A 16,484-nucleotide genomic window follows, 5' to 3' on the forward strand; every position below is an offset into this window, starting at 1 on the left:
GACCTGCCCGCGGAAGCGGCCGCGGCCTGGGACGCCGCCCCCCCAAATTTCGCAACCCCCCCCCCCCCCGCGGGCCCCCCCCCCCCCGCCGGCCCCCCCCCCCCCGCCACGGCCGCCCCCCCCGGGGGGCCCGCCCTTCCGCGTGCCCACCACTCCTCACTGCGCCTTCCGCGCCTCACCGCGCCTTCCGCGCCGCGCTGTGCCTTCCTTACCGTGCCTTCCTTGCCGCGCCTTCCTTGCCGCGCCTTCCTTACCGCGCCTTCCGCGCCGCGCCCCGTCTCCGCGTGCTCTGCGCCTCGCCCTCCTCCTGATCCGCTCTGCCGCGGTGGTGACGTAGGCGACGTTGGTTTGGACTTGCCGGTCCATTTTTGAGACCCCATGATTGGACCATGAAGTCCAAAGATGCGGCACGGCAGGCCGATATCGAGCAGATCCGTGACCTCAAGGCCCGGTACGCCCGCCTCGCCGACGCCAAGCGGTGGGCGGATGTCGCCGCCCTCTTCACCGATGACGCGGTCATGCGTTTCTACGACGTCGACGGCGTTCTGACCAGGCAGGTCACCGCCGCCACCTTCGCCGAAGTCATCGGCGGCAGCGTCGGCCACGGCCAGCCGATTCACCATCTCTTCTCGCACGAGATCGCATTCACCTCCGACGACGAGGCGACCGCGGTGTGGGCGATGGAGGACCGGATCTACCACGACCGGGCCGCACACCCCGAATCCCCGTTCACTTATCTGCACGGGTTCGGCCACTACCACGAGCGCTACCGCCGCGAGAACGGCGCATGGCGCATCGCCGGCTTCGACCAGACCCGTCTCCGTATGGAGGTCGTCCGATGAAACCCTTCCCGCTCACGCCCACCCCGATCCACGTGCCCGAGGAGGTGCTCGACGACCTCAAACGGCGCCTCGCCGCGACCCGGTTCGCCGAGGACCTCGGCAACGAGGACTGGCACTACGGTGTCCCGCGCGCCTACCTGCAAGAGCTCGTCGACTACTGGCTTCACGACTTCGACTGGCGCCGGGCCGAGAAGAAGCTCAACGAGTACGAGAAACTACTTCGTCGAGGTCGACGGTGTGAAGGTTCACTTACTTCGTAAGCCCGGCGCCGGGCCGGGCCCGACCCCGCTGATCCTCAGCTACGGCTGGCCGTGGAGCACCTTCACGATGCTCAAGGCCGTCGACCGGCTGGCCGATCCCGGCGCGTACGGCGGCGACCCGGCCGACGCCTTCGACGTGATCGTCCCGGCCCTGCCCGGCACCGGGTTCTCCGGGCCGCCGGCGCGGCCCGATCTGAACTTCTGGAAGATCGCCGACCTCTGGCACAAGCTGATGACCGAGGTCCTCGGCTACGAGAAGTACGCGGCCGCCGGCGGCGACATGGGCGCCCTGGTCACCGAACAGCTCGGGCACAAGTACGCCGGCGAACTGCACGCCATCCACCTCAGCTCCAGCATCCCGCTGACGCTGTTCAACGGCGACCGGCCCTGGGATCTGACCGGCGGCGCGCCGATCCCGCCCGGCGTCCCACCCGAGATCCGGGACCAGATCCTGTTCTTCCAGAAGCGGTTCGTCGCGCACGTCGCGGTGCACGTGCTCGACTCCAGCACGATCGGCCACGGCCTCACCGACTCCCCGGCCGGCATGCTCGCCTGGGTGCTCGAACGCTGGACCAACTGGTCGGACAACGACGGCGACGTCGAGAACGTCTTCTCCAAGGACGAGATCCTCACCAACGCGACGACGATCTGGGCCACCGACACGATCGCCTCGTCGATGCGCCTGTACGCCAACGCGGCCCGCTATCCGTGGACTCCGTCGCACGACCGGCGGCCCGCCATCGAGGCGCCCACCGGCATCACCTTCGTCGGATACGAGAACCCGCCCGGCGTGACCACCGAGAACCGCGTCGCCAACTTCCTCAACGGCCCGAAGGCGCCCTGGTACAACCACGTGAACCTGACCGCCCACCCACGCGGCGGTCACTTCGTTCCCTGGGAGGTGCCGGACGAGTTCGTCGACGACTTGCGCCGCACGTTCCGCGGCCGTGTCTCATGACCGCGGCCGTCCTCGACCGACAGCGAACGTCCGTTGACAAAACGGTGCCGGTGTTCCTCGCGGTCGCGGCCGTCTCGTATTCGCTGGTGCAATCGGTGGTCAATCCGGCGCTGGAGGCACTTCGGGAGTACGTCCACACGGACCGCCTCGGCGTGAGCTGGGTGCTGACGGCGTTCCTGCTGTCGAGCGCCGTGCTCACCCCGGTGCTGGGCCGGCTCGGCGACCATCTCGGCAAGCGCCGGATGCTGGTCGCGGTGATGGCCCTGCTCGCTGGGGGCAGCGTGCTGGCCGCCCTCGCCCACAGCCTTCCGCTGCTGATCGCGGGCCGGGTCCTGCAAGGCGCCGGGGGAGCGGTCCTGCCGCTGGCCTTCGGCATCGTGCGGGACCTGCTGCCCCGGGAGCGCGTCGGCTCGGTGGTGGGCACGATCGCCGCCATCACCTCGGTCGGCGGAGCGGCCGGTGTGCTCGTCACCGGCCCGATCATCGGCCACCTCGGCATCCCGTGGTTGTTCTGGCTTCCCGCGATCGCCAACGCCATCGTCGCCGCTCTGTTGCTGGTCAATGTTCCTTCGCACGTCCCGCACAGCGGCGGATCCGTGGACTGGCTGGCCGCCTTCCTGCTCGGCGCCGCCCTGGTTCTCCTGCTGTTGCCGCTCAGCCTCGGTTCGCAGTGGGGCTGGGGGTCACCCCGTACCGTCGGATCGCTGGTCCTCTCGGCTGTGGCGGCCGCGTTGTGGGTGTTCGTGGAGCTGCGGTCGCGCTCGCCCCTGATCGACATGACGGTGTTCCGGCTGCGGCCGGTGTGGACCGCGAATGTCGTCTCACTTCTGTTCGGCGTGACGCTCTATTCGACGTTCGGCTTCATCCCGACCTTCCTGCAACTCCCGTCGGGCAACGGGTACGGGCTCGCGGAATCGGTCACGGCGTCCGGGCTGCTGTTCCTGCCGGTGACGTTGACCCAGCTCGTGACCGGCACGATCGCCGGGCCGCTGGCGCGGCGCGTACCGCCGAAGGCTCTGCTGGTCCTGGGTGGTCTTCCGGTCGTGTTGTGCTTCGTGCTGCTGGCGGTGGCGCACGACGCGGCCTGGCAGGTGGTGCTGGCGACGGCGATCGGCGGGCTGGGTTTCGGCCTGAGCCTGTCGGCCCTCTCCGCGATCGTGGTGCACGCCGTGCCGGCCTCGCACACCGGCGCCGCCACCGGAATGAACGCCAACATCCGCAACATCGGCGGCGCCGTCGGCGCGGCCGCCGTCAGCTCACTGCTGGCCGCCGCGCCCGGCGAGAACGGTTGGGTCATCGCCTTCGCCGCCTTGGCCGTGGCAGCCACCCTCGGCGTCCTGGCCTCGTTGCTGATCCCCTCCGAAGCATCCGCGCCATCCCCGGCCGACGTCCCCGCAGCGGGCTGGATGCCGAGAAAGACCAGGTCAAGGGGTGTGACCTAGCAGTCACTGTGGTCGGAATAGTGGGAGCCCCCGGCCCGTTGTGATGGTCGTTCCTTTGGAGGAGATAGCCATGAAGAACGGCATTCACCCGGACTACCACCGCGTCGTCTACCGCGACCGCAACGCTGACTTCGCCTTCCTCACCCGCTCGACGGAGACCAGCAGGAACTCCGTCGAGTGGACCGACGGGCAGACCTACCCGGTGATCGACGTTCAGATCTCCTCGGCGAGCCACCCGTTCTGGACGGGCCGCACCCGGGTCCTGGACACCGCCGGGCGCATCGAGAAGTTCCGCGCCAAGTACGCGCGCCACGGAAAGTAAGCGACCATTCGCAACGAACGGCCCCGGCGAGAGCCGGGGCCGTTCGTGTCTTCAGGCGTGCCGCCGGATGAACGGGATCAGCGCGGCGACCAGCACGGCCAAGGCCGCATAGCCGTACGACAGCGTGGCCAGGGAGGCGACGCCGGCGACCAGCAGGGGACCTCCCGCGTCGCCGAGTTCGCGGCCCAGCTCGGCCGAGCCCATGGTCTGGCCCAGGCGCTCGGGTGGGGTGCTCGCGGCCAGGGCGGCGAATCCCAGCGGGGTGATGAGGCCGGTCCCGGCGCCCGTCAGGACGGCGGCGACGAGGAGGCCGGCCAGGCCTGGGAGAACAGCTGCGGCCATGCCGGCCGCCGTCAGCAGCAGGCCGGCCGTCAGGCCGGTGCGGAGGGTGAGGCGACCGCTGTCGAGCGCGCGCCCGGCCCACGGCTGGACGAAAGCGGCGCAGATCGCCAGCACCGAGACGGCCGCTCCCGTCGCGATCGGCCCGAGGCCGGCCGCCCGTCCCGATACCGGCAGGAAACCCACCCCCACCGACAGGGCCGCCGTGGCGGCGGCCAAGGCCGCCGCCGGCGTGAGAAACGCCCTGTCGGCCAGGCGCCGGGCCAGGTCGACGATCGTCTGCCGGGCCTTGGGCAGCGGGGGCACGACCGGGACGGTCACGGCAGCCCAGACCGCCACGGCCGCGCCGAGCACCGCCAGCACGGTGAACAGGCTGCCGAAGATCGGCTTGAGCAGGACCTCGGCGCCGTCGTAGAGGGCCAGCAGGGCGCCCGGCACCAGCAGGGACGTCGAGCCACCCAGGTTGGTGGCGATGGCGTGTGCTCCGAAGGCGGTCGTGAAACCGGCCGCGTACAGCGGCCGGTGCGCTTTCGTCACAGGCCGATCATGCCCGGCAGCGGGGGGAATCGCTGCCGGGCATGGGATCGGGGGCCGATGGTCAGGCCCGGATGGCCGCGGTGGCCGGGCCCCGCAGCGTCCGGCGGGTGGTCTGTACGGTGGCGACCGCGGTCAGGAGCACGGCGAGCGCCACGATCACCCCGTACTGCCAGGGGCTCGCGTCCGGCCAGAGCCGGCCGGCGCGGGCCGAACCGAACGGGACGATGGTGAACAGCGCCGCCAGCGAGCCGCCGAGCACGCCGGTGATCGTCACCAGCACCACCTCGAGCGAGACCATCGCCAGCAACTGACCGCGGGTGGCGCCGGCCAGGCGGTGCTGGGCGAACTCGCGGCGGCGCCGGGCGGTGGCCGCGATGAGCGTGTTCACCAGCATCACCGCAACGAACAGGGCGATCATGCCGACCACCACGTAGTTCAGCGTCTGGATGTCCTGGGCGTACTCCGGCTGGATCTGGCCCTCGGCCGCGCGGTCCTCGATTCCTTGCATGTAAACGGTTCCGGTCGCCACGCCCGTGAACAGCACCACCGGCATCACCGCGCCCGCCAGCTGCCGCGACCGCGAGTGCACGCCGGTCACCGCGAGCTGCCCGGCCACGCCGCCCAGACTCCGTACGACCGGGCCGACCACCGCCGTGACCATCCGCAGCAGCTCGGGCGCCAGCAGGGCCAGGCCGATAGCGGCCCAGATCCCGGCCTGACCGGCCGTCTGCATGGCGTCGACGCCCTTGCCGTCCATCACCGTGGCCGTCAGCACCGAACAGTTCGCCCCGGCGAGCAGGAACAGCACCGCCCCGATCCGGCGCAGGCGCGGCCTTTCCGGCTTGCCGCCGGCGTTTCCGGCCGTACGCCGGGCGGTCGCCCACGCCGCGGCCACCGCACCGAGCAGTGTCACGCCGAAGCCCGTGCCCAGGGCGATCGCGCCGAACTGGTAGCCGACCGCCGCGTCCACCTGACCCGTGTCCTTGAGAAGGGAGAGCAGCAGCCGGCCGAGGACCCAGCCGGCCGGCACCGCGGCCGCCGAGGCGAGCAGGGCGACCGCCGCCGCCTCGCCGACGATCATCCGGCGCAGCTGGGGCCCGGTCGCGCCGGCCGAGCGCAGCAGCGCCACCTGGCCGGCCCGCTGCCGCACCGACAGCGAGAGCGTCGACGTGACCGCGAAGGCCACGATGATGAGGCACCAGCCGCCGCCGACCGTGGCCGTCGTGGTCAGCGACTCGGTGTCCCCGGTGTCCAGAAGGGACGCGAACGCCATGAGGAGCGTGGCGCCGAGGAAGGCCGACACGAAGGTGGCGACGAAGCCGCCGGGCCGGTGCCGGAGGTTCCGCAGCGCGATGGCGATCATGCCGCGACCCGGGTGGTGAGGTCGCCCAGGTGGGCGAGGCGCTCGGCCACGGCGTCGGCGGTGGGCCGGGCCAGCGACCCGGCCAGCCGGCCGTCGGCCAGGAACAGCACGGAGCCGGCATGCGCGGCCGCCACCGGATCGTGGGTGACCATCACGACCGTACGGCCGAACTCGTGCACCGCCGCCCGCAGCAGCGCCAGCACCTCGCGGGCGCTGCGCATGTCGAGGGCGCCGGTCGGCTCGTCGGCGAAGATGACCGCCGGCTCGGTGACCAGGGCCCGCGCCACCGCGACCCGCTGGCGCTGCCCGCCGGAGAGCCGCTCGGGCAGTTCGTGGGCGCGGTCGCCCAGCCCCAGCCGGCCGAGGATCGCCCGGGGGCTCTTGGCGGGCTTCCCGGCCAGGCGCAAGGGAAGCAGCACGTTCTGCTCGACCGTCAGCGACGGCAACAGGTTGTAGTCCTGGAAGACGAAGCCGACCCGGCTGCGCCGGAACTTGGTGCGGGCGGTGTCCTTGGTGGCCGTCAGCTCGGTGCCCCCGATGAAGACCCGGCCCGCGGTCGGCTGGTCGAGCCCGGCCGCGCACTGCAGCAGGGTGCTCTTGCCGGAGCCGGACGGTCCCATGACCGCGGTGAACGTCCCCGAGGCGAAGCCCGCGGTGACGCCGTCGAGGGCGGTCACGCCGTTGTCGTATGTCTTGTACAGCGATTCCACACGGACCGCGTCATTCATGATGGTGCCCCTCCCGTGATCGGATGAGTACACCGTACGAGCGCACTAGTTGCCGTGTCGGTAGTGCTAACTCCACCATGTGGTGGTGGAACCCCAGTACCAGCGGATCGCCGCCTCCATCGCGGCTCAGATAAGAAGCGGGGCTCTGCCGCCGGGCGCGGCCGTGCCCTCGACCCGGCAGATCATGGCCACCCACGGCGTGGCCATGGCCACCGCGACCCGGGCCATCGGCCACCTGCGTGACATGGGCCTGGTCGAGACCAGGCCCGGCCTCGGCACCATCGTGCCCGGCGGCCTCACCACCCCGCCGGACACCGGCCAGGTGGTCGAGGCCGCCATCGCCATCGGCGACGCCGAGGGCCTGGGCGCGGTCTCCATGCGCCGCCTCGCCGGCGACCTGGGCATCCCCACGATGTCGCTCTACCGCTACGTCGAGGACAAGGAGAACCTGGTCCTGCTCATGATGGACCGGGTGATGGCCGCCTATCCGCCGCCGGACCTCGACCCGGCCGCCGACGGCTGGCGCGCCTGCGCCGAGGCGCTGGCCCGCCTCCAGTGGCGGATGTACCGCGACCATCCCTGGCTGGCTCAGGCCGTCTCGTTCACCCGGCCGCTGCTGGCCCCGCACGCGATGGCGCACACCGAGTGGACGATGCGCGCCTTCGCCACGCGCGGCTTCGATCCGGAAGCCCAGTTCAAAGCCTCGGTGATGCTGGCCAACTACGTTCGCGGCACCGCCGTGAACCTCGAGGAGGAGGCGCAGGCCGAGCAGGAGACCGGCATGACCGGCGAGCAGTGGCTGGCCGGTCAGGGCGAGCGGTTCGCCGCCGTGCTGGGCACCGGAAAGCTGCCGCTGATGGCCCGTTACATCACCGAGGGAAGCCACGACTTCAACCTCGACGTGCTGCTGGAATACGGCCTCCAGCGTCTGCTCGACGGTCTGGAGGCCGTGTCTCAGTCGAAGGACAGCCCGCCCGTACGGGTCCGCTTGAGCTCGAAGAAGCCGGGGTAGTTGGCCAGCGCCCGCGCCCCGTCGAAGATCCGTGCGGCTTCCTCGCCCCGCGGGATCTGGTTGAGGACGGGCCCGAAGAACGCGACCCCGTCGATGTGGATGGTCGGCGTGCCGACATCCTCGCCGACCGGATCCATGCCCTCGTGGTGGCTCTTGCGCAGCGCCTCGTCGTAGCGGTCGTCGCCGGCCGCCGCGGCCAGGGAGGCCGGCAGGCCCACCTCGGCCAGTGCCTCGGGCACGACGACGGCGAAGTCTTTGTTGCCCTGGTTGTGGATCCGGGTGCCGAGCGCGGTGTAGAGGTCGCGCAGCACCTCGTAGCCGTGCTCCTCGGCCGCCGCCGTGACGACGCGGGCCGTGCCCAGCGACCGGTCGATCAGGTCGCGGTACCAGTCCGGCAGCTCGCGCCCCTCGTTCAGCACGAACAGGCTCATCGGCTTCCAGTGCACCTCGAGCTCGCGCAGCGGCGAGACCTCGTGGATCCACCGCGAGGTGATCCAGGCGAACGGGCAGGCGGCGTCGAAGTAGAAGTCGACCCGGGTCATGATGGCTCCTCGGTTGTGGTTCGGCCCTCAGGCTAGATCCACCGGGATCCGGGCGGAGGGCCAAAGCGGCCTCAATCGTTTAGGCCATTACGCTCCAGCTCGGCCAGGCGCGCTTGCAACGAGGCGCGGATGCCCGCGATCGCGTCCTCACCCACGGCCAGGCGCAACGGCGGCTCGGGCATCTCGGTCACCGCGACGATGGCGTCGGCCACCCGCGCGGGGTCACCGAAGGCGGACGGCGGCAGCTGGGAGAAGTCGGAGAGGAACTTTCCCACGGTCGGCGCGTACGTCTCGTCGGGCGCCACGGCGTGCACGGAACCGGCGAACCCGGTGGCGAACAAGCCCGGCTCGACCAGCGTGACCCTGACCCCGGCCGGGGCGACCTCCGCCGCCAGCGCCTCGCTGAGGAGCTCGACCGCGGCCTTCGACGCCGAGTAGAGCCCGGAGGACGCCCACGCGATCTGCCCGTTCATCGACGACAGCTGCACGACGCGACCCCGCGAGGCGCGCAGGGCCGGCAGCGCCGCCCGCAGCACGGCCAGGTTGGCCAGCACGTTGGTGTCGAACAGCGCGCGGGCCTCGGCCCCGCTGATCTGCTCGACCGCGCCGAACACCCCGTACCCGGCGTTGTTGACGAGCACGTCGAGCCCGCCGGCGGCCTCGATGGCGTCCCGCAGCGTCTCCTCGGTCTCGGGCGCGGTGATGTCGAGCGTGATCGGGGTGACCCGGCCGGTGAGCCCGGCCAGCAGGTCGCCGCGGCGCCCCACGGCGATGACGTGGGCGCCGCGGTCCAGGGCACGTTGCGCCACGAGGCGCCCGAATCCGGAGGTGGCGCCGGTGATGAGCCAGTTCTCGGTGTTTTCCATGGCTCAATGGATCCACGCCGGCCGGCCGCCCGGAGCCGCGAGACTGGCCCGCTGAGGGCCACCCAACGGCGTCGCGACCGGCCGGGGGGAGGGGCACCATGGGTGCATGGCGCACAACGAGGAGCTGAGCGAGTTCCTGCGGGGCCGGCGGGCGGCGCTGCGCCCCGAGGTGGAGCTCGCGGGCCGGCGGGTGAAAGGGCTGCGGCGCGAGGAGCTGGCCTCGCTGGCCGGCGTCAGCGTCGACTACTACACGCGGCTGGAGCAGGGGCGGCCGATCAGCCCGTCCGAGGCCGTGCTCGACGCGATCGCCTCCGCCCTGCGCCTGGACGACGCCGAACGGGCGTACCTGCACACCGTGGCCCGCCGGGCGCCCAGCCGTCGCCGAACCGCGCCGAAGGCGCAGTCGGTCCGTCCCGGCCTCCTCGCGCTCATCGAGCAGCTGGGCGAGGCGCCGGCCTTCGTTCTCGGGCGCCGCACGGACGTGCTGGCCAGCAATCGCACGGCCCGGCTCCTGCTGGCCGACTTCGCCGCGATGCCGGCCCGCGAGCGCAACGCGGTCCGCTGGCTGACCCTCGACGAGGGCGCGCGCTCGCTGTTCGGCGACGACTGGTGCCAGGTCGCCTCCGACATGGCGGGCGTGCTGCGGATGGACGCGGCCCGCCATCCCGACGACCCGAAGACGGCCGCGCTGGTCGGCGAGCTGTCCATGAGAAGCCACCATTTCCGCCGCTGGTGGGCCGAGCGGAAGGTGACCGAGCTGGGCACGGGTGCGAAGACGCTGCACCATCCGCTGGTCGGCGAGCTCACCCTGGAAACCGAGGCGATGACGTTCCCCGGCGACCCCGACCAGATGCTCATCGTCTTCCTGGCCACGCCGTCGTCGCCGTCAAGCCACGCCCTCGACCTGCTCGCGACCTGGAGCTGAACGATCGATTAGCATCGTCGTCATGCGCCGGGTGATCGTTCTTGCGACAGCAACTGTTCTGCTCTCCGGCTGCGTGAGCGGCCCCGCGGCCGCGTTCCACATGGCCGCCCGCGCCGCGCTTTTCGACGCGCCCTTGGGTGTGACCATCACCGGCCTTCCGGCGCACCACAAGGTCGTCGTCCGGGCGGCCGCCGAGGACAAAACCGGCGCGTCGTGGACGTCCACGGCCACGTTCGAGTCGGACGGGGACGGCACGGTCGATCCGGCCCGCCAGGCGCCGGTGTCCGGGTCGTACACGGGAACGCACGACACCGGGCTGCTCTGGTCCATGACGAGCGAGGGCAAGACCTCCCTGAGCCCACCACCGGCCGGTACGACGGTGCGCCTGACCGCCACAGTGGACGGTGACCGGGTCGCGAGCGGTGAGGTGCTCCGGCTCGCCGGCGCTCCCGGAGTCACGTCGCGGGACGTCTCGAAAGACTTCACCGGCACCTTCTTCTCGCCGGCCGGTGTGACCGGCAAGCGGCCCGCCGTGCTCGCCTTCGGCGGATCCGAGGGCGGCGCCGGTGGCGGCGTCAGCAGCGCCCGCGCGCTGGCCGCCAAGGGTGTCCCGGCCCTCGGCATCGGCTATTTCGGCGTGCCCGGGCGGCCCGCGAACCTCGAGCGCATCCCCCTGGAATACTTCGTCACGGCCCTGCGCTGGCTGGCCGGGCAGCCCGGCGTCGACCCCTCGCGGCTCTACGTCTACGGCGTCTCCCGCGGCTCGGAGGCGGCCCTGCTGCTCGGCGTGAACTATCCGGACCTCGTGCACGGCGTCATCGCCGGTTCGCCCAGCAGCGTGGTCTACCCCGGCCTGCCGGACACCTCCCAGCCCGCCTGGACCCTGCACGGCACGCCGATCCCGTCCATCGAGGTCTCCGAGGCCGGCCTGGCCACCCCGCCGAGGACCCCGGCCGCGGTCATCCCGGTCGAGCGGATCCGGGGCAAGGTCTTCCTGCTCTGCGGCGACGACGACCGGCTCTGGCCCAGCTGCGTCTTCTCCGGCGCCATCGGCGCCCGGCGCGGCGACCGGCCGTACACCGAGGTGTCCGAGCCGGGCGCCGGGCACTACGTCGGCGATCCGGTGCCGAACCAGCCGACCGCACCCGGGCCGCGCGTCGGTGGCAGCCAGGAGGCCGACGCGCTGGGCCGCCTGGACGCCTGGCCGAAACTACTGACCTTCCTGTCCTGACGGCTTCTCGCCGGGGCGCCGGGTCAGCACGACCGGGCCGGTCTCGGTGACGGCGACGGTGTGCTCGGAGTGGGCCGTGCGGGAGCCGTCGGAGGAGCGGATGGTCCAGCCGTCCTCGTCGAAGCGGATCTTGTCGGTGCTGACCAGGAACCACGGCTCGATGGCGATGGTGAGGCCCGGCGTGAGCTTCATGCCCCGTCCGGCCCGGCCGTCGTTCGGGATGTGCGGGCTCTCGTGCATCGTACGGCCGATGCCGTGCCCGCCGAACTCGGTGTTGACCCGGAAGCCATACCGCTTGGCCACCGCGCCGATGGCGGCCGAGATGTCGCCCAGCCGGCCGCCGGGCTGGGTGGCCGCGATGCCGGCCTCGAGGGCGACCTGCGTCGCCTCGATGAGGCGCAGGTCCTGCTCGGCCGGGGTGCCGACGACGACCGAGTACGCCGAGTCGGCCGTCCAGCCGTCGATCGCGACCGCCATGTCGAGGCTGAGTAGGTCGCCGTCGCGCAGCACGTAGTCGTGGGGCAGGCCGTGCAGGACGGCGTCGTTCACCGACAGGCACAGCACGTTGCGGAACGGGCCCTTGCCGAACGACGGCGCGTAGTCCCAGTACGACGACTCGGCGCCGCGCTCCTTGATGAGCCGGCGGGCGTGCTGTTCGAGGTCGAGCAGGTTGACGCCGACCGCGGCGGCGGCGCTGACCTCGGCCAGCACCTCGCCCACGAAGCGGCCGGTGACATACATACGCTCGATCTCGGCGGAAGACTTCAACTCGATCACGGTATAGTTATACCACGTCGTTTTGGGGGTTATCGCTGCTTGGGGGGCTATAGTGTCGGAATGGTTCGCCAACCGCACACCGCCGAACAGATCGCGGCCGGCCAGCGCCTTGGCATCGCCCTCCGGCAGGCCCGCGACGGCCGCAGCCTCGTCGAGGTCGCCGTCGCCGCCGGAATGTCACCCGAGACCCTCCGCAAGATCGAGGTGGGCCGCCTGCCGGCTCCCGCCTTCGGCACCATCGTGCGCCTCAGCGAGGTCCTCGGCGTCCCCCTCGACACGCTGGCCGACGCCTGGCGCGCCGGCATGTATGTGGAGCGCGCCTCATAGCGTCTGCCACGGTGTGTCGGACGGGTCGCTGACCTGAGCGCCGGGCACGTCGCCCAGGGTCCACCACTTCGCCTGATAGACCACGCCGTGATACCGCACGCGGTCACCGGAAACGTAGGTCGCGGTGGGGTTCCAGGTGGCATAGGCGGTCGCCGTGGCCGAGGCCGAGACGGTCGCCATCGGGGTCTCTCCGGCCAGCACCGGGCCGATCAGGGTCCACGGGGTGTCCGCGGCGTTCGTGACGGGCGCGTCGGGGGTGTCGCCCTGCGTCCACCACTTCGCCAGGTAGACGTTGTGGTGCCACACGACCTTCGAGTTCTTGGCGTACGCCGTCAGGGCGCTCCAGATCGGGTAGGGCGAGGTGGACGGGTCGTCCGTGGGCTGGGCGGCCGCGCTCGCCGTGCTCGACGGCCCGGCCGACGGCGCCGCGGCCGTGAACTCGTTGAACAGCGCCGTGAAGGCGCCCTGCTCCTGGTCGAGGCCGCTGCAGCTGTTGGACACGATGGTCGTGTCGACGTAGTTCACGCCGCAGTTGTTGTCCCGGTTGGCCGACCACATCGACAGCCGCCGCAGGCCCTTCTCCCGCGCGAACGCGATGAGCGTGGACGCGTCGGTCAGCTGGAACCGCTCGTCGGCGGTGTCGTTCTGGCCGATCATCGGCGTGGCCGCGATCCGTTGCCAGCCCTCGGCGGCGCTCACGCCGTACGCCGTGGCGACCTGCCCGGCCAACGAGGTCAGCGAGGCCTCCACGAGCGCCGTCATCGTCTTGCCGGTGCCCGACGAGCCGTAGTTCATGGTCAGCGCGTTGACCCCGGCCACCGAGACGTCCGCCGCCAGCATCGCGTTCAGCGAAGCCACGCCCACGCTCGTGAGCCCGGCCGTGCCCACCGGCAGCGTCAGCCACACGTCGAGGCTCTTGCCGGCCGCGTTCTGCTTGGCCTGCACCGTCCGTACGGCCTGGGCCCGGCGGGCCATGACCGCCGCGCTCTCCCCGCCGTCCTCGAGATCGAAGTCGATGGAGGTGAGGTGATAGCGGTCCACCACCGCCTGGTACGCCGCGGTCAGCTTGGCCTGATCGGTGCACGCCGACGCCAGCTCCTTGTTGCTGGCGCCGCCGAACGAGGCCGTCACGTCGCCGCCGCGCTGGCGCAGCCGGGCGATCCGCCGGTCGAGGTCGATGCCGGTCGAGGCGGTCGCCAGCGAGTACGCCGTGCCCCAGCTCGGCTGGCAGACGACGTCCGTGCTGCTGACCACGAAGCCCAGCACCACGTTTCCGGCGGCGTTGGCCGACGGGTCCTCGAACGAGAACTGCGGGGTGTTGGTGACGTCCACGTACGGCGCGAACGACGACGTCTGCGCGGCGCCGGCGTCCAGACGGTCCTTGACCGTGCGGAAGGCGAACGGCGCCGAGACCGCGGCGGCCACGACCACGACGACGAGCAGGATCCGCGGAACGGACAGCCGGCGCCGGGGTTCCGCGGCCGAGTCGGGGGATGACATGTGCTCTCCATCGGCGGCCCGCCGCGCCACTTGAGGAACTTTCCTCAGGTGCGCCCGGCCGCGGCCGATCCAAGGGCCCGATCACCCTCCGACCCCGGGGAGACGTCCATGCCCGCGAAACGCAGGCGCCAGTGGGGCGCCGACCGGCGCACCCAGCCGCTGCCACCGGTGGCGGCGCCGGCGAGCGACACCCTCATCACGATGGGCCGCCTCGGCATCGTCGTCACCGTGCTCGCCTGGGCGGCCTACATCGTCGTCACGGTCGTCTCCCAGTTCGTCAACCGTGGCTTCCAGGGCATGCGGTTCACCTCGGAGACCACGGTCTACGTGGCCATCATGTCGCTGCTGACCATGTCGTCGCTGCTCTACCTGGTGGCCCGGCAGGGCGCGCTCTACCGCACCCGGGCCCACCGGCGGGTGCCGCGGGCGGTCATCGACGAGGCGTTCGACGACCGCCGGCCGGGCATGACCGTGCTCGTTCCCTCGTACCGCGAGGAGATCCCGACCATCCGCAAGACGCTGCTCTCGGCGGCGCTCCAGGAATATCCGGACCTGCGGGTGGTGCTGCTGCTCGACGATCCGCCCTTCAGCCGGAACGCCGATCACCAGGCCGCGCTCGAGGCGGCCCGCGCCCTGCCGGGTGAGCTCTCCGAGTGGCTGCGCGAACCGCGCGAGCGCTTCGAGCGTCTCGACCCCGCCACCGCCGATCTGATCGGCGAATATCGCTGGGCCGCGGACTGGCTGCAGCGGCGGGCGGCCGAGGAGCCGGACGAGGACCACGTCGACTGCTTCTTCGCCGAGCAGGTGCTGGGCGCGATCGCGCGGGACTTCGACAGCGTCGCCTCCGCGCTCGCCTCCGCCCTCGACGAGGGCGAGTCCGTGCCGTACGACCGCAAGCGCCAGCTCGCCCACCGCCTCGCCTGGACCTTCCGCTGCGAGATCTCGTCCTTCGAGCGCAAGCGGTACGCCTCGCTGTCGCACGAGGCGAACAAGGCCATGAACCTCAACAGCTACATCGGGTTGATGGGCCGCACGTACGAGGTGCGCGAGACGCCCGAGGGCACGGTGCTCGTGCCGTCGCCGTCCGGGACGATGACCGTGCCCGACTCGGAGTTCGTGCTGACCCTGGACGCCGACTCGATCCTGCTGCCCGAGTACTGCCTGCGCCTGGTCCACCTGTTCTTCCTGCCGGACAACCACCGGCTCGCGGTGGCGCAGACCCCTTACTCGGCCTTCCCCGGCTCGGCCACCCGCATGGAACGCCTGGCCGGCGCCACCACCGACCTCCAGCACATCGTCCACCAGGGCATGAGCTATCACGACGCGACCTTCTGGGTCGGCGCCAACGCGGTCATCCGCAAGCGGGCGCTCGACGACATCGTCGAGGTCGAGCACGAGGGCGGCCACGAGGTGCGCCGCTATGTGCAGGACCGCACGGTCATCGAGGACACCGAGTCCAGTCTGGACCTCGCCATCCACGGCTGGCGCCTCATCAACTATCCCGAGCGGCTCAGCTACAGCGCCACCCCGCCCGACTTCGGATCGCTGGCCATCCAGCGCCGCCGCTGGGCCAACGGCGGCCTGCTCATCCTGCCCAAGCTGTGGCGCAACAGCCGCGAGCGCACGCAGCGCGGCGAGCACGGCAGCGCGGCACAGACCTGGCTGCGGGTCAACTACATGGCGTCCACGTGCTGGAGCAGCATCGGCCTGATCCTGCTGCTGGCCTACCCGTTCGACAGCAAGCTGCTCAGCCCGCTCATCGTGCTGGCCGCCCTGCCGTACTTCCTGGCCATGGCGAGCGACCTCAAACGCCTCGGCTACAAGCGCACCGACATCCTGCGCGTCTACGGCTTCAACCTGATCCTGCTGCCGGTCAACCTGGCCGGCGTCGTGAAATCTTTGCAGCAGGCCGTGACCGGCAAGAAGATCCCGTTCGCCCGCACACCGAAGGTCGCCGACCGCACCGCGACGTCACTGCTGTTCGCCGTCTCCCCGCTGCTCATCATCGCGTTCTCGGTCTACACGATCTGGCGCGACTACCAGTTGCAGAACTGGGGCAACGCGGCCTTCGCGACGCTCAACGCGCTGGCGGCGACCTACGCCGTCGTCGCTTTCATGGGCGTCCGCAACACGATCGTCGACCTGTGGCTCGGGTTCGTCGAGCACCTGTACGTCCCGGAGAAGCCGGCGAAGACGGCCGTGCGCCGTCGCCGTCGCGCGACCGCCGAACCGGCGCCGGCCCCGTGGCAGGAGGTCCTCTACCGCGGCGCCGCCGCCACCGCCACCGGGAGCTACCACGCCGAGGCGACGGGCTCGTTCCACATCCTCGCGTCGCCGCCGTCGGCTCCGCCCCAGCACAACCGGCGCGTATCGGACCGGTCGTGAAACTGTCGTAGGCCTCCCGTATGCTCCGCGGCGGCGAAGTCGTAGCGCAGAGGTAGTCGCGCCTTAGCTGCGAGCAGGAGGACGCCGGTTCGAATCCGGTCGGCTTCGCCCCTGGCTGTTCTTCGGGG

At 71.4% G+C, this 16,484-nt stretch carries 17 protein-coding genes and 1 tRNA gene; 11 read left to right on the forward strand and 7 right to left on the reverse strand.

Translation table 11 applies throughout. The features are described 5' to 3' along the window. Positions 1–389 precede the first annotated feature (389 nt). The 5 genes from ACFY36_RS46020 (at position 390) to ACFY36_RS46040 (ending at position 3,824) form a co-directional block, all read left to right on the forward strand. Complete coding sequence (locus tag ACFY36_RS46020) at positions 390–842, forward strand: nuclear transport factor 2 family protein (RefSeq protein WP_499752256.1); 453 nt, start codon at positions 390–392, stop codon at positions 840–842. Continuing rightward, positions 839–1,102, forward strand: coding sequence for an epoxide hydrolase N-terminal domain-containing protein (locus tag ACFY36_RS46025; protein ID WP_499752257.1), 264 nt, complete (start codon positions 839–841; stop codon positions 1,100–1,102). The genes ACFY36_RS46020 and ACFY36_RS46025 overlap by 4 nt, the downstream gene beginning before the upstream one ends. Further along, the gene (locus ACFY36_RS46030) at positions 1,080–2,060 is read left to right on the forward strand and encodes an alpha/beta fold hydrolase (RefSeq protein WP_499752258.1); all 981 of its coding nucleotides are present in this window, start codon (positions 1,080–1,082) and stop codon (positions 2,058–2,060) included. The genes ACFY36_RS46025 and ACFY36_RS46030 overlap by 23 nt, the downstream gene beginning before the upstream one ends. A 44-nt stretch (positions 2,061–2,104) precedes the next feature. Then, positions 2,105–3,502, forward strand: a complete 1,398-nt coding sequence (locus ACFY36_RS46035) for an MFS transporter (RefSeq protein WP_499752259.1) — start codon at positions 2,105–2,107, stop codon at positions 3,500–3,502. 70 nt (positions 3,503–3,572) lie between these two features. Beyond that, entirely contained in the window at positions 3,573–3,824 is a 252-nt protein-coding gene (locus ACFY36_RS46040; protein ID WP_499752260.1) for a type B 50S ribosomal protein L31, read from the forward strand. A gap of 51 nt (positions 3,825–3,875) precedes the next feature. Here the strand turns inward: ACFY36_RS46040 and ACFY36_RS46045 are convergent, their stop codons facing one another. The 3 genes from ACFY36_RS46045 to ACFY36_RS46055 all read right to left on the reverse strand — a co-directional run bounded on the left by ACFY36_RS46045 (position 3,876) and on the right by ACFY36_RS46055 (position 6,791). After that, positions 3,876–4,700, reverse strand: a complete 825-nt coding sequence (locus tag ACFY36_RS46045) for an MFS transporter (protein WP_499752261.1) — start codon at positions 4,698–4,700, stop codon at positions 3,876–3,878. A 61-nt stretch (positions 4,701–4,761) separates the two neighbouring features. Next, positions 4,762–6,063 carry an FtsX-like permease family protein gene (locus tag ACFY36_RS46050; protein ID WP_499752262.1) on the reverse strand — a complete coding sequence of 434 codons (1,302 nt, stop codon included), beginning with the start codon at positions 6,061–6,063 and terminating at the stop codon, positions 4,762–4,764. Next, positions 6,060–6,791 (reverse strand): ABC transporter ATP-binding protein, encoded by a 732-nt coding sequence (locus ACFY36_RS46055; RefSeq protein ID WP_499752263.1) that lies wholly within the window; start codon positions 6,789–6,791, stop codon positions 6,060–6,062. The genes ACFY36_RS46050 and ACFY36_RS46055 overlap by 4 nt, the downstream gene beginning before the upstream one ends. Positions 6,792–6,876: 85 nt before the next feature. Between ACFY36_RS46055 and ACFY36_RS46060 the strand changes: the two genes are divergently transcribed. Then, positions 6,877–7,803: a TetR/AcrR family transcriptional regulator C-terminal domain-containing protein gene (locus tag ACFY36_RS46060; protein WP_499752264.1), complete on the forward strand. Its 927-nt coding sequence runs from the start codon at positions 6,877–6,879 to the stop codon at positions 7,801–7,803. Here ACFY36_RS46060 and ACFY36_RS46065 read toward each other — a convergent pair. After that, on the reverse strand, positions 7,746–8,345 hold the full coding sequence (locus ACFY36_RS46065) for a mycothiol-dependent nitroreductase Rv2466c family protein (protein ID WP_499752265.1): 600 nt from the start codon (positions 8,343–8,345) through the stop codon (positions 7,746–7,748). The genes ACFY36_RS46060 and ACFY36_RS46065 overlap by 58 nt on opposite strands. Positions 8,346–8,416: 71 nt before the next feature. Next, positions 8,417–9,211, reverse strand: coding sequence for an SDR family oxidoreductase (locus ACFY36_RS46070; protein ID WP_499752266.1), 795 nt, complete (start codon positions 9,209–9,211; stop codon positions 8,417–8,419). Between the two features lie 106 nt (positions 9,212–9,317). Between ACFY36_RS46070 and ACFY36_RS46075 the strand changes: the two genes are divergently transcribed. Both ACFY36_RS46075 and ACFY36_RS46080 read left to right on the forward strand, forming a co-directional pair. Beyond that, positions 9,318–10,136, forward strand: coding sequence for a helix-turn-helix transcriptional regulator (locus ACFY36_RS46075; RefSeq protein WP_499752267.1), 819 nt, complete (start codon positions 9,318–9,320; stop codon positions 10,134–10,136). Between the two features lie 22 nt (positions 10,137–10,158). After that, positions 10,159–11,367 carry an acyl-CoA thioesterase/BAAT N-terminal domain-containing protein gene (locus ACFY36_RS46080; RefSeq protein WP_499752268.1) on the forward strand — a complete coding sequence of 403 codons (1,209 nt, stop codon included), beginning with the start codon at positions 10,159–10,161 and terminating at the stop codon, positions 11,365–11,367. On the opposite strand, the gene map is transcribed toward ACFY36_RS46080, so the two are convergent. Next, entirely contained in the window at positions 11,347–12,144 is a 798-nt protein-coding gene (gene map, locus ACFY36_RS46085) for a type I methionyl aminopeptidase (RefSeq protein ID WP_499752269.1), read from the reverse strand. The genes ACFY36_RS46080 and map overlap by 21 nt on opposite strands. Positions 12,145–12,204: 60 nt before the next feature. Here map and ACFY36_RS46090 point away from each other — a divergent pair, with 60 nt between their 5' ends. Beyond that, on the forward strand, positions 12,205–12,471 hold the full coding sequence (locus ACFY36_RS46090) for a helix-turn-helix domain-containing protein (RefSeq protein ID WP_499752270.1): 267 nt from the start codon (positions 12,205–12,207) through the stop codon (positions 12,469–12,471). Here the strand turns inward: ACFY36_RS46090 and ACFY36_RS46095 are convergent. After that, a complete protein-coding gene (locus ACFY36_RS46095) occupies positions 12,466–13,971 on the reverse strand; it encodes a chitinase (protein WP_499752271.1) in 1,506 nt (501 codons plus the stop codon). The two genes, ACFY36_RS46090 and ACFY36_RS46095, sit on opposite strands and share 6 nt — an antisense overlap. Positions 13,972–14,079: 108 nt before the next feature. Here ACFY36_RS46095 and ACFY36_RS46100 point away from each other — a divergent pair, with 108 nt between their 5' ends. Both ACFY36_RS46100 and ACFY36_RS46105 read left to right on the forward strand, forming a co-directional pair. Beyond that, on the forward strand, positions 14,080–16,356 hold the full coding sequence (locus tag ACFY36_RS46100) for a glycosyltransferase family 2 protein (protein ID WP_499752272.1): 2,277 nt from the start codon (positions 14,080–14,082) through the stop codon (positions 16,354–16,356). Between the two features lie 35 nt (positions 16,357–16,391). After that, a tRNA-Arg gene (locus ACFY36_RS46105) sits at positions 16,392–16,464 on the forward strand. Positions 16,465–16,484 lie beyond the last annotated feature (20 nt).

This window comes from Actinoplanes sp. NPDC000266 (assembly GCF_042899005.1).
In the GTDB taxonomy this organism is placed as follows: domain Bacteria; phylum Actinomycetota; class Actinomycetes; order Mycobacteriales; family Micromonosporaceae; genus Actinoplanes.